The organism is Mesorhizobium sp. P2_C7, assembly GCF_056404515.1.
Window position 1 is genome coordinate 438,954 of the sequence record NZ_JBFUDW010000002.1, and the last position, 12,480, is coordinate 451,433.

11 protein-coding genes are annotated in these 12,480 nt (G+C 63.4%); 8 read left to right on the plus strand and 3 right to left on the minus strand.

Annotation, left to right across the window (positions count from 1 at the left end):
• The first annotated feature begins 35 nt into the window (after positions 1-35).
• The 6 genes from dhaL to dhaK are packed head-to-tail and all read left to right on the plus strand — an operon-like array spanning position 36 to position 4,400.
• Positions 36-638, plus strand: coding sequence for a dihydroxyacetone kinase subunit DhaL (gene dhaL / locus AC1D2G_RS07050; protein WP_477302918.1), 603 nt, complete (start codon positions 36-38; stop codon positions 636-638).
• Positions 635-1,024 carry a dihydroxyacetone kinase phosphoryl donor subunit DhaM gene (gene dhaM, locus AC1D2G_RS07055; protein ID WP_184873275.1) on the plus strand — a complete coding sequence of 130 codons (390 nt, stop codon included), beginning with the start codon at positions 635-637 and terminating at the stop codon, positions 1,022-1,024. Before dhaL ends, dhaM begins: the two co-directional genes overlap by 4 nt.
• 22 nt (positions 1,025-1,046) lie before the next feature.
• The gene (locus AC1D2G_RS07060; protein WP_477281789.1) at positions 1,047-1,349 is read left to right on the plus strand and encodes an HPr family phosphocarrier protein; all 303 of its coding nucleotides are present in this window, start codon (positions 1,047-1,049) and stop codon (positions 1,347-1,349) included.
• Positions 1,333-2,949, plus strand: a complete 1,617-nt coding sequence (gene ptsP / locus AC1D2G_RS07065) for a phosphoenolpyruvate--protein phosphotransferase (RefSeq protein WP_477412891.1) — start codon at positions 1,333-1,335, stop codon at positions 2,947-2,949. Before AC1D2G_RS07060 ends, ptsP begins: the two co-directional genes overlap by 17 nt.
• Positions 2,946-3,368: a hypothetical protein gene (locus AC1D2G_RS07070; protein WP_457150028.1), complete on the plus strand. Its 423-nt coding sequence runs from the start codon at positions 2,946-2,948 to the stop codon at positions 3,366-3,368. The genes ptsP and AC1D2G_RS07070 overlap by 4 nt, the downstream gene beginning before the upstream one ends.
• A gap of 45 nt (positions 3,369-3,413) precedes the next feature.
• On the plus strand, positions 3,414-4,400 hold the full coding sequence (dhaK, locus tag AC1D2G_RS07075; protein ID WP_477412893.1) for a dihydroxyacetone kinase subunit DhaK: 987 nt from the start codon (positions 3,414-3,416) through the stop codon (positions 4,398-4,400).
• A gap of 299 nt (positions 4,401-4,699) precedes the next feature.
• Here dhaK and AC1D2G_RS07080 read toward each other — a convergent pair whose 3' ends face one another.
• Positions 4,700-5,497: a DUF2259 domain-containing protein gene (locus tag AC1D2G_RS07080; RefSeq protein ID WP_477412894.1), complete on the minus strand. Its 798-nt coding sequence runs from the start codon at positions 5,495-5,497 to the stop codon at positions 4,700-4,702.
• Positions 5,498-5,611: 114 nt separating this feature from the next.
• Between AC1D2G_RS07080 and AC1D2G_RS07085 the strand changes: the two genes are divergently transcribed.
• Entirely contained in the window at positions 5,612-7,519 is a 1,908-nt protein-coding gene (locus AC1D2G_RS07085; RefSeq protein ID WP_477412896.1) for a propionyl-CoA synthetase, read from the plus strand.
• 92 nt (positions 7,520-7,611) lie between these two features.
• Positions 7,612-8,697 carry an acyltransferase family protein gene (locus AC1D2G_RS07090; RefSeq protein WP_477412898.1) on the plus strand — a complete coding sequence of 362 codons (1,086 nt, stop codon included), beginning with the start codon at positions 7,612-7,614 and terminating at the stop codon, positions 8,695-8,697.
• A gap of 251 nt (positions 8,698-8,948) precedes the next feature.
• On the opposite strand, the gene AC1D2G_RS07095 is transcribed toward AC1D2G_RS07090, so the two are convergent.
• Together AC1D2G_RS07095 and AC1D2G_RS07100 are read right to left on the minus strand one after the other, a co-directional pair.
• Entirely contained in the window at positions 8,949-11,342 is a 2,394-nt protein-coding gene (locus AC1D2G_RS07095; RefSeq protein WP_477412900.1) for a polysaccharide biosynthesis tyrosine autokinase, read from the minus strand.
• 235 nt (positions 11,343-11,577) lie between these two features.
• Complete coding sequence (locus AC1D2G_RS07100; protein WP_095082814.1) at positions 11,578-12,474, minus strand: UTP--glucose-1-phosphate uridylyltransferase; 897 nt, start codon at positions 12,472-12,474, stop codon at positions 11,578-11,580.
• Positions 12,475-12,480 lie beyond the last annotated feature (6 nt).

Sequence of the window (12,480 nt, forward strand, 5' to 3'; positions counted from 1 at the left end):
CTGCCGGCAGGGTGGGAACCAAGAATTTGGCTGACATGGCGGCGTTGAACCTTTCCAGGCTGATCGTGGCGGCCGCGGATACGATTGCCGCTCACGCCGAGGAGTTGACGGCGCTGGACCAGGCGATCGGCGACGGCGACCACGGGCTGAACATGAAGCGCGGTTTCGAGGCCGTACGCAGCGAGGCCGAGGCGTTTGCCGCCAAACCGCTACCCGAGGCACTCAAGGCGATCGGCACCAAGCTGGTGATGACGGTCGGCGGCGCTTCGGGTCCGCTGTTCGGCACCTTGTTCATGGCGCTCGGCAAGGAAATTTCTGCCGCGCCCGACCGCGCCAGTCTGACCCTGGCTTTCGGCAAGGCCATCGAAGCCGTGGCGGCGCGGGGCAAATCGCAGGTCGGGCAGAAGACGATGCTCGACGTGCTGCAGCCTGTGCATGAGGCGCTGCTTCAGGGAAAGACGGCGGCGGAGATCGCCGACAGCGCCGACGCGGCCGCCGAAGCAACCGTGCCGATGAAGGCCCTGCGTGGCCGCGCCTCGTTCCTTGGCGACCGCTCGATCGGCCATATGGATGCCGGCGCGCGTTCAACCGCGCTTCTGGTGCGGACAGTGGCCGAAACCGTCGGGGAAAGCGCATGAGCAATGTCGGCATCGTCATCGTTTCGCATTCGCCGCTCGTCGCCGAGGGCACGGCCGACATGGTGCGGCAGATGGTGGGCGACGAAGTGCCGCTTGCATGGTGCGGCGGAAACGGCCATGGCGGGCTCGGCACCAATGTCGAGGCGATCATGAGCGCCATCGACAGGGCCTGGTCGGAAGCCGGCGTCGCCATCCTGGTCGATCTCGGCGGTGCCGAGACCAACAGCGAAATGGCGGTGGAGATGATTGGCGAGCCGCGTGCGCAGAAGATCATCGTCTGCAACGCGCCGATCGTCGAAGGCGCGGTGATGGCGGCGACCGAGGCGTCCGGCGGCGCCTCGCTGCGCGAAGTGGTGGCGACGGCGCACGAATTGTCGCCGTCGTGAACGAAGGGGAACTTTAAAAGACATGTCCGCAGCCGCCGAAGCGACCGTCCTGATCACCCACGAGGTGGGTCTGCATGCGCGTCCTTCGGTGAAGTTCACCAAGCTGGCCAAGACCTTCGCCGCCGAGGTGGAAATAGCACTGGCCGCCAACGGGCCATGGTTCGACGCCAAGAGCATCGTCAAGGTGATGGCCACCAAGGCGCCGAAGGGCACGGTGCTGCACATTCGCGCCAGCGGCGATGGCGCCAATGATGCCGTCGACGCACTGGTCGAACTGGTGCGGCGCGATTTCGACGAAGGCGCGGACCATGTCCGAACCGCTTAGGCTGCAAGGCATTTCGGCCTCGGCCGGGTATGCCGAGGGGCCGCTGTTCGACCTCGACCAGATTGCAATTGCCTACGCCTGCAAGGAAAATGCCGCCGACGAAAAGGCCGCGCTCGAGACCGCAATCGATGTCGCGACGGGCCGTCTCGCTGGATTGATCAAGATCGCTGACGGTGACGCCGCCGACATCCTCGAATTTCAGATCGCGATGCTGGAGGACGACGCGTTGAGCGGCCCGGCTTTTGCTGCGATTGCCTCTGGACACCCCGCCGATGCGGCATGGCGAGAGGCGCTAGATGTGGAAATCGCCGGCTACGAGACCTCAGATCAAGACTATTTCCGCGCCCGTGCGGCCGACATCCGCGACATCAGGGACCAGGTGCTGCGCGCGCTGACTGAGGATGGCGGGGTTCAAGCACCATCCGGCGCCATCCTCTACGGCGAGGACATCGCGCCGACGCGTTTTCTCGAAACCGACTGGAGTGGCGGTGGCGGCATCGCGCTGAAGGCGGGCAGCACGGCGAGCCATGTCGCCATGCTGGCGCGCTCGCGCGGCGTACCCATGGTTGTTGGGCTTGGGGTGGTGGGGCTTGGCAACGCGCCCGCCAATCTTGCCGGCATAGCACTGCTCGATGCCGAACATGGCGGCATCGTGCTGTCGCCTTCCAAGGCCGAGATCGACGCCTTTCGCCAATCGTCGTCGTTGTTCTCGGCGCGCCGCGACCGGGCCGGGATTTTTCTGGCGCGGCCGGCGGTGACCAGGACCGGGATAGCGGTGCGGGTGCAGGTCAACATCGCCGACCCGTCCGACGTCGACGGCATCGACATCGCCACCTGCGACGGTGTCGGCCTGATGCGCACCGAATTCCTGTTCGGCAAGACGTTGCCCGATGAGGAAACGCAGTATCGCGCCTATCGCAAGGTGCTGGACTGGGCCGGCGACAAGCCGGTGACGATCCGCACCGTCGATGCCGGCGGCGACAAGCCAGTGCCCGGCTTTACCGTCGAGGAAGGCAATCCGTTCCTCGGCCTGCGCGGCATCAGGCTGTCGCTGGCGCGGCCGGAAGTGTTTCGTGTACAAATCCGGGCACTGCTGCGCGCCGCCGTCCATGGCAGTCTGAAAGTGATGTTCCCGATGATCGCCATTGTGGAGGAATACAGACAGGCAGCGGCGATGTTCGCCGAAGAGCAGGCAGAGCTCGCCGCGCGCGGCATCGCGCAAAAGATGCCACCGCTCGGCATCATGGTCGAGGTGCCGTCGGTGGCGATCGCGCCTGAGGCCTTTACCGAGGCCGCCTTCTTCTCGATCGGCTCCAACGACCTGACCCAATATGTCATGGCGGCTGCCCGCGACAACGCTCTGGTGGCGCACCTCAATTCGGTCCGCCATCCAGCCGTGCTGCGGCTGATCGCTGCGGTGACCGCGTTTGGCCTGCGCGAGGAAATCCCGGTCAGCCTGTGCGGCGACGCCGGCGGTGACCCCGCTGCGATCCAGTCGCTGCTCGAGGCCGGCCTGCGCGATCTGTCCGTCGCTCCGGCGCAACTCGCCTTGGCCAAGGCGGCGATCGCGGACGTTTCTATCCAGGCGCGGCCGGCATGATCGACAAGATACCTGAAGCCGGTTCCGAAGAGGCGATCCGCGCCTATAAGACGATCCTGTCGCATGTCATCGACCAGCGACCGTCCGGCATGCGCCAGCGGCTTGCCGATGCGCTTGGCAAGCACCGCAGTTTCGTCACGCAGATTTCCAGCCCGGCCTATTCGATCCCGATTCCGTCAAAGCATTTGCCTTCGATCTTTTCCGTCTGCCATTTCAGCCCGGCCGAGCGTGATCAGTTTCTTGCTGCCTACCATCAGGCACATCCGGGAAAAATGTCTGTCGCGGCAGGCATGCGCAAGACACGGCATGTTTCACTCATTGTGCCCGATTTCGGCGACGACAAGCAGAACGCTGCACTCGATCGGGCAGTGAATGATTTTATCCAGAAGATCACCAGCATCACCGGCAAGGGTGGTTGATCCGCCAGAGCGGTTCAACAAGGCCCATTTCGGGAGGAGACGGCCGTGAAGAAATTTATGAATTCGCCGGACACGGTGCTGACCGAAAGCCTCGACGGCTTCGTTGTCGCCCATGCCGACATCCTGGTGCTTGGCGAGGAACATAAATTCGTCCGCCGCAAGACCTTGCGGCCGGGCAAAGTAGCGCTGATCTCCGGCGGCGGCTCCGGCCACGAGCCGCTGCATGGCGGCTTTGTCGGTCACGGCATGCTCGACGCCGCCTGCCCCGGCCAGGTGTTCACCTCGCCGACGCCGGACCAGATGCTGGCGGCGGCGGAGGCCGTCGACACCAGCGCCGGCTGCCTGTTCATCGTCAAGAATTATGAGGGCGATGTGATGAACTTCGAGATGGCGGCTGAAATGTCGGAAGGCGTCGTGCAAATCGTCACCAATGACGATGTCGCCGTCGAGAATTCGTCCTACACGACCGGCCGGCGCGGCGTCGCCGGCACGCTGGTGGTCGAAAAGATCGTCGGCGCGGCGGCCGAGCATGGCCTGGCGCTGGCGCCGCTGAAGGCATTGGGCGAACGCGTCAATGCTGCTACCCGCTCGATGGGCGTGGCGCTGACCAGTTGCACCGTGCCGGCCGCCGGCAAGCCGACTTTCGACATCGGCGACGGCGAGATGGAGTTCGGCGTCGGCATCCACGGCGAGCCCGGACGGCGACGCGACACCTTGAAAAGCGCCGATGCCATTGCCGAGGAAATTTGTGCCGCGATCCTTGGCGATCTCGGCGACGGAGCCAAGGGCCCGGCGCTGCTGTTCGTCAACGGTTTTGGCGGCACGCCGCTGATGGAGCTCTACCTCATGTACAACAGCGCGCGGCGGATTTTCGACAAGCATGGCGTGACGGTGACCCGTTCGCTGGTCGGCTCCTATGTCACCTCACTGGACATGGCCGGCTGCTCGATCACGCTGACCATGCTCGACGCGGAAACGACCGCGTTCTGGGATGCGCCGGTGCATACGGCGGCACTGCGCTGGGGCATGTAGACTTCCTGCCAGCCGGCGGCAGAACACGCCCGCCGCCGGCTTCCAGCAGGTATCGTCCCAGAAATAGTCTTCTTCGCGATGCGGGGGCGCCCGACCCGTCCGCGCCAGACCGTTGCTTTTCTTCCCCTAAGTAAGGTAAAGACTCCTCGGGCCTTCGGGAGATAGCGTATGCGTTACAATTGGGAGCGGGCTCCGACGAGCTTCGAACGTCACAGAAAAGCCCTGGCGACAGCCATTTTGATCTTCGGTGGCATCGGCCTCATGCTTGTGGCTTTGCCGATCTAGAGCAATCGACTTTGTCAGCGCGGCTGGCCGGTCACCGCAATGAAGCGGCGGTCGCGGCCCTCGAAGCCCTGGCTGAAGCGCTGCACCAGCACCACAATGACGGCCGGCTTGCCGGCCGGAGTGAATTCGTAGGATTCCGACAGGCTGTAGGAGGTCGGGCAATTCCTCGACCCCGGCACGGTCTTGTCCTCGTGCAAGACCTTGAAGGGCTTGCCGTCCTGCCCTTGCAGCGTCAGCCGGAAGCCGAGCGCCTTGCCCGATATGTCGCCTTGCTGTGTGGCGTCGAAATTCGCTGAACAGTCTGTGGTGCTGCTGGCCAGGATCTGGTCGAGCTGGATGGTCGAAATGTCGAGTTGGTCATAGAGCGGCGAAAGCCATTTCTGCGACACCTGCTCGAGGCGGGAAATGTCGTTGTAGGCAACCATCTCATCGGGAAAGGTGAACTTGTCGGAAGCCGTCTGCTCGCCGCGCGATGCGACGGCGTATTTGGCAAGGATGGGCGCCGCCTTGGCGGCTGCCTGTGCCCTTGCCTGCTCGAGGGTCAGTGTCGCCTCCTCGGACTCGTCGACGACGAGGATCGGCTTGCCGCCAACGAAGGCGTCGGTACGGGTGTCGATGATGTCGACCTGCGAATAGCCGGAGTTGGAGGCGCCGGCGTCGAGCGTTCCGTATTGCTCGAAGGCGAAATAGTTGCCGTCGGGCGAAAAACCGATGATGCGCCGTGCCGCCGCATCGCCAGCCCAGGCGGCGGACGCGACCGTCAATGACAGTGCCGCCAGCACGGCCGCTCCAATCCGATATCGCAATTTCATCGCAGCTTGCCCCCAAGCGCCAGATCGATGCCGGCCGCACAATGGCGCACATTTGCGGCCAAGGTTAGAGCGCGCTATCTGGTGTGAAGAAAAACATTCCTGGGGAGGTGTCGGATGACTTCACGCTATCACGAGGTCTATGACGGCTGGAAACGCGATCCGGAAAGGTTCTGGGCGGAGGCGGCCGATGCCATCGACTGGTATTCACCCTATGACACGGTGTTCGATGCCACGGCCGGCGTCTACGGCCGCTGGTTTACCGGCGCCACCTGCAACACCTGCTACAATGCCGTCGACCGCCACGTCGCGGGCGGACGCGCCGAGCAGATCGCGCTGATCCATGACAGCGCCATCACCGGAACGATCAAGAAATTCACCTATGCCGAACTGAAGCGCGAGGTGGTCGCGCTGACCTCGGTGCTGAAGAACCGCGGCATCGGCAAGGGCGACCGCGTCATCATCTACATGCCGATGGTGCCGGAGGCTGCCTTCGCCATGCTGGCCTGCGCCCGCATTGGCGCCGTGCATTCGGTCGTCTTCGGCGGCTTTGCCTCGCATGAGCTTGCCACCCGCATCGACGACGCCAAGCCGAAGCTGATCATCTCGGCCTCTTGCGGGCTGGAGCCGGGCCGCGTCGTTGCCTACAAGCCGCTGCTCGACAGAGCGATCGAGATTTCCCGCCACAAGCCGGACGGCTGCCTGATCCTGCAGCGCGACCAGTTGCCCTGCGAATTGAAGGAGCATTTCGACATCGACTATGCCGATGCCGTCGCCCGCGAACGGGCAGCCGGCGCCAATGTCGACTGCGTTCCGGTGCTTGCCACCGACCCGCTCTACATCATCTACACATCGGGCACGACCGGCCAGCCCAAGGGCATCGTGCGCGACAATGGCGGCCACATGGTCGCGCTGAAATGGACGATGGAAAACGAGTTCGGCGTCAAGCCGGGCGAGGTGTTCTGGGCAGCGTCGGACGTCGGCTGGGTGGTCGGCCATTCCTATATCGTCTATGGGCCGCTGCTGCATGGCTGCACCAGCGTGCTGTTCGAAGGCAAGCCGATCGGCACGCCCGATGCCGGCACCTACTGGCGGGTGATAGCGGAGCATGGCGTGGTCGCGCTGTTCACCGCGCCGACCGCTTTTCGGGCCATCAAGGGACAGGATCCGAAGGGCGAATTCATTCCGAAATACGACCTGTCGAAATTCCGCACGCTGTTCCTTGCCGGCGAGCGCGCCGACCCCGAAACCATCAAATGGGCGGAGCAGAAGCTCAACGTGCCGGTGGTCGACCATTGGTGGCAGACCGAGACCGGCTCGCCGATGACGATCAACCCCGCCGGCCTCGGCCTCCTGCCGGTGAAGTATGGCTCGCCCGGCGTGCCGATGCCCGGCTACGACATTCGGGTGCTCGACGATGCCGGCCACGAAGTGCCGCGCGGCACGCTGGGCAATGTGGTGGTCAAGCTGCCGCTGCCGGCCGGCTGCCTGCCAACGTTGTGGCACGCCGATCAACGGTTCCGCCAAGCCTATCTCGACGAGTTCCCCGGCTTCTACAAGACGGCGGATGCCGGCATGGTCGACGGGGATGGCTATCTCTACGTCATGGCCCGCACCGACGATATCATCAATGTCGCCGGCCACCGGTTGTCGACCGGCGCCATGGAGGAAGTGCTTTCCGCCCATCCCGACGTCGCCGAATGCGCCGTCATCGGCATCGCCGATACCATGAAGGGCCAGGTGCCGCTTGGCTTCGTGGTTCTGAATGCCGGCGTTTCGCGCGAAACCGGCGCCATCGAAAGCGAAGTGGTCGGCCTGGTGCGCGAACGCATCGGCCCGGTCGCCGCCTTCAAGACGGTGGTGACGATCAAGCGGCTGCCCAAGACACGTTCGGGCAAGATCTTGCGCGGCACCATGCAGAAGATCGCCGACAAGGAAGAATGGACGATGCCGGCAACCATCGACGATCCGCTGATCCTCGATGAGATAACCGTCGCCTTGAGGGAGCGAGGGATCGTGGCTTAGGAAAATCGGCGAGGTCGGCGCCGCAATCTTTTGTTGTGCAATGCAGCAATCCACCTTACACCCTTGATCGGGGGGCCATCCGGCGAGGCGGTATGGCTCAGCAGAAGAAAATCACATTTGGCGGCGTCGACATCCTGCGGTTCCTCGCTGCCGTCATGGTCATGGTCTATCACTACGGCTTCTGGGTGTGGGCGTTTCCGGACGGCGTTTCGGCACGCGCCACGGGCGGCATTCCCGCGCAGCCGGAGATAGGCGCCTGGGTCGAATCCGGCTGGGTCGGCGTGCAGATATTCTTCGTCATCAGCGGCTTCGTCATCGCCTTCAGCGCCGAGAGATCGACGCCGCTGCGGTTTTTCGAAGCAAGGGTGAAACGACTGGCGCCGGCGGTCTGGATCTGCGCACCCGTCACCGCGGTCGTGCTTTTGATCGTCGGCCTGAGCTGGCCAACCGATGCCGTCGACAGGCTGGTTCGCACCGGCCTGTTCGTTCCCTACGCACCCTGGGTGGACAGCGTCTACTGGACGCTCGGAATCGAGATCGCCTTCTATGCCATCGTCTGGACCTTGCTGCGGCTTGGCCGCTTCCATCAGATGGAAATGGTGGCCGTCGCCATCGGACTGGTCAGCACGCTTTTCTGGTGCCTCTATTACCCACTCGGCTGGGCCGACCTTGCCGAGACACGAACGCTCGACCTTTTGCTGGTGCATCACGGCGTTTTCTTCGCGACCGGCGTCATGTTGTGGCTGATGCGCTTCAAGGCGGTGACGACGGCTCGCCTTGCCTTCTGCGCCCTGTTTCTGGGCGGCGGCGTGCTGCAGATCGCCAGTTCGGTCGACGTTCACATCCTGAAGGTCGGGCGAGAGATGCCGTTCGCGCCGCCGATCCTCATCTTCCTTGCCGGGGTCGGACTGATGGCGTGGTCGCTTCGGCTCGACCTCTCCTGGAGCGGCTGGCGCCGGATCGGCCTGATGACCTATCCGCTCTACCTCCTCCATGACGTCGTCGGCGCGGCCCTGCTCGGCGTCCTGGTCCGCGCGGGTCTGCCGCATCTCTTCTCGATGGTGATCGTCGGCGCGACGATGATCGCGGCAAGCTGGCTGGTGGCGACCGGGGCCGAACCACGCATCCGGCTGCTGCTCGACCACACCGTTTTCCGCTATCGGCTCAAGGCCGCGTAGTCGCGACTGATCATCCGCGGGTCTCCTAGGCCCGGCTCGGCACTGCGGCCTTCCAGAGCCGACGGCCGACTGCCACAGGAATCGCCCGACCCGCGAAGTAGGCTGATTCATGTGCTCTAGAGGCTGATCCGCTCCTAATGCATCACCCAAAGAGCGCGGCGTTTGGGGCATGCATAAAGCGAAGATTCAGGGCGCGTCGACCGGCCCTGTTTCAACGCAATGCTCTTTCGAAAGGGCCTACTCGAACACCGTCAGACCGTTGCCTTTGCCTTGCTGCGCACTTCCGACTTTTCCAGATAGTAGGTCGAGTATTTGTCGAAGAATTTCTCGGAGCCGCCGAACGATCCGTATTTGGCCAGCTTCTTCAGATCGACCTTGTTCAGCACTGCCCCGATGATCTTGTTGGCAACATAGGGTTCGGATTCCAGCATAGACCTCACCATCGCGCGGGGCGTGCGCCCCCATTCGGTGACGAGCACAAACCCGTCGACCAGCGGCGCGAATGCTTTGGCATCGACCACCGGTCCGAGCGGCGGCAGATCGACGACGATGTATTCGAAGGTCTCCTTGGCGTTATCGATGAAGCGCCGCATCCCGGCCGAGGAGAGAAGTTCGCTGGTGTGCGAGAAGTGACCGCGCGACACGGCCGGGATGATGGCCAGCTTCGTCTGCCGGTCGATCTTGCCAACGGACTGCCACGCCTGGCCGTTGACCACGGCTTCCATCAAACCTTGCTCGGCTTCCATGCCGAGACCACGGCTGAGGCCGGGGTTGCGCAGGTCGCCGTCGATGAGCAGCGTCTTGGCGCCGTTGGCGGCAAGCAATCCGGCGAGATTTGCCGCGACCGTCGACTTACCCTCGCCGGGAAGCACCGAGACGATGCCGATAACGCGGCTGCCTTGCCCTTCCATCACGACGTCGAAGGCGATCTTGGCGCTGCGCAGCGTTTCGGAGAACATCGACGCAGGCGAATCGATGCTCACCCGCATGCGCGCCCGCCTTTCGGCGGACGACAGCGATCTGGCGGTCTTGTCATCCACCTGGGTATCGCCCGGCTTTTCTTCCTTGCTCAGCTTGCCGCCGATCGTCGGCAGATAGCCGAGGAATTTCAGCCCGACACGGTCGCGCACTTCCTCGCCGGTCCTGAAGAAACGTTCGTTGAATTCATTCAGGCCGCCGAAGCCGGCGCCCATCAGCGTGCCAAGCACCAGCGAAAGTCCAATCACGATGATCGTGCGTGGGCTTGACGCAGTGAGCGGCATCGAGGCGTCGGAGATGATGCGGATCTTGCCGACCGGGAAGGATTGCTGCTGCGCGGCTTCCTCGTAGCGGCCGAGGAATGTCTGATAAAGCGTGGTGAGCGCAGTCGCCTGCTGATCGAGTTCCCGCAGCTTGACTTGCGTCTGGTTGTCGACGGAACTCTTGCCTTGCGCAGCCGCGACATTGGCCCTGAGCGCGGTCTCGCGCGCCAGCGCCACTTCATATTCGTTGCGATAGCTTTCGGTCAGCTGCTTCAGTTCGCCGAAGATCTGCGTCGATATGTCGGCCTTCTCCTTGGCAAGCGCCAACGCCTGCGGATGCTGGGCGCCAAAATTCGCCTCGACGTCCTGCAGCCGCTTGGAGACTGTGAGGTAACGGGTCTTGAGCGCCGCGATGACCGAGCTGCTCGGCTGGTCGCTTGATATGGCGGCATCCTTGAAAGCGTTGTCGGAGCCGCTTTCGACAATCGCCTTGTACTGCTGGTAGCGGGCACTGGCGCGTGCGGTGTCAGCCTGCGCGACGATGAGCTGGGCGTTGAGATCGGACAGTTGCTTGTCGCTCATCAACTGGCCATCGCTGTTGGCGGCCAGGCCATGTTCGGCCCTGAATTTCTCGACCGCGAGCGATGCCGCCTGCGAGCTCTCGCGCAATTCCGTCAACCGGCCCTGCAGCCAGACCGCCGCCCGCTCGGTGGCGTCGAAGCTGGCATCGAGCTGATCGGCGAGATAGGCATCGGCATAGGCTTTGGTGATCGCATGGGCGAGCGCCGGATCCGTCGACTGATAGCCGAGGGCGATGACGTAGCTTCGCCCCGTGCGCTCCGCCCGCACCTCGTTCTGCAGCTTGAGGATCGCGTAGTCGCGACGGGACGTGGCGATCAGCGCATCGCGGGCGGCGGGGTCGAGCTTGCTGATGTCACCGACGCCCGGCATGACGGGGCTGGGGCGAACATACTGGATCAGGCCCCGGATCAGACCGACGCCCCTTGCCAGAGCCGATACGGGCGGATTTAGGAAGGCATCGTTCTGGTCGAGCTTCAGCTTGTCGACGACCACGGCGGCAAGCCGCGTCGAGGTCAGGATTTCGATCTGGCTCAGGATGGCGGAATCGGTCTGCATGGTTGTCGACGCCGCTGAGATGTCGTCGACGATCTTGTTCAAGCCCTCGTCGATCAGCACGCTTGAGACCGACTGATATTGGGGCGGCGTGGTCTGCAGATACAGCAGGCCCAGAAAGAGACCGATGACGGCGCACACGGCAACCACCTTGGCTTGCCGTGCGGCCATGCCAAGCAGCCGCTCGATGTCGATGAAGTCTTCGCCGTCTCCTGCGCCCGAATTCGGCAATGGCATCCTCTTGTCGAGAGGAAAGTTGGCATAATTCATCTTCGGTCCAATTCCAGAGCCTGTTCCATCCCGACGATCGGGATGGGGATCTATCTCAGCGTTTGAGCATGATTTTTTCCGAAAACCGGTGGTCATCTTTCGGGATCATGCCGTGGCTTGCACAGCCGCGAAGATCGGGAGCATTGCGCAATAAAACGCAAACTTCGTGCCAGGCGGCGCGGGAGCTATCGCCCCGCGTCGCCAGCCATCTGTAAATGCTCCCGAAACATGGGCATTATGCGGCTTCTTCCTGGCGTTCATGCGACCGGACGAACTCCTGAAGCATCTCGAAAATCGGGCCCTTCATGTCGTCGCGCGCCAGCGCGAAGGCGATGTTGGCCTGGATGAACCCTTCCTTCGAACCGCAGTCGAACATGCGGCCCTTGAAAGGTTGGGCGAAGAACGCCTGGTCCCGCGACAGCCGGACCATGGCGTCCGTCAACTGGATTTCGTTGCCGGCGCCGCGCTGTTGGTTGCCCAGAAGCGCGAAAATCTCGGGCTGCAGGATGTAGCGGCCGTTGATGTAGAAGTTCGACGGCGCGTTGGCAGGCGCGGGCTTTTCGACCATGGCCGTCACCTCGAAGCCGCCGCCGATATCGGCGCCACGGCCGACGATGCCGTATTTGTTGGTCTCGGTCGGATCGCAGCGCTCGACGGCGATGACGTTGCCGCCGGTTTCAGCATAGAGATCGACGATCTCGGCCAGGCATCCGCGGCCACCGAACGACACCATGTCCGGCAACAGCAAGGCGAAGGGCTCGTTGCCGATGACTTCGCGCGCGCACCAGACGGCATGGCCGAGGCCTTGCGGCGACTGCTGGCGGATGAAGGAGGTGGCGCCGGCCACCGGCAGCATGCTTTCGAGCGCCTCCAACTGGGTCTTCTTGCCTGTCTGCTCCAGGGTTCCGATCAATTCCGGATGCAGGTCGAAATAGTCCTCGATGACCGCCTTGTTGCGGCCGGTGACGAACACAATGTGCTCGATGCCCGCCTCGAAGGCCTCGTCCACCGCATATTGCACGACAGGCCTGTCGACGACGGGGAGCATTTCCTTCGGCATCGACTTGGTCGCCGGCAGGAACCTTGTTCCAAGTCCTGCCACCGGTATCACGGCCTTCCTGATTTTCTTCATCGCAAA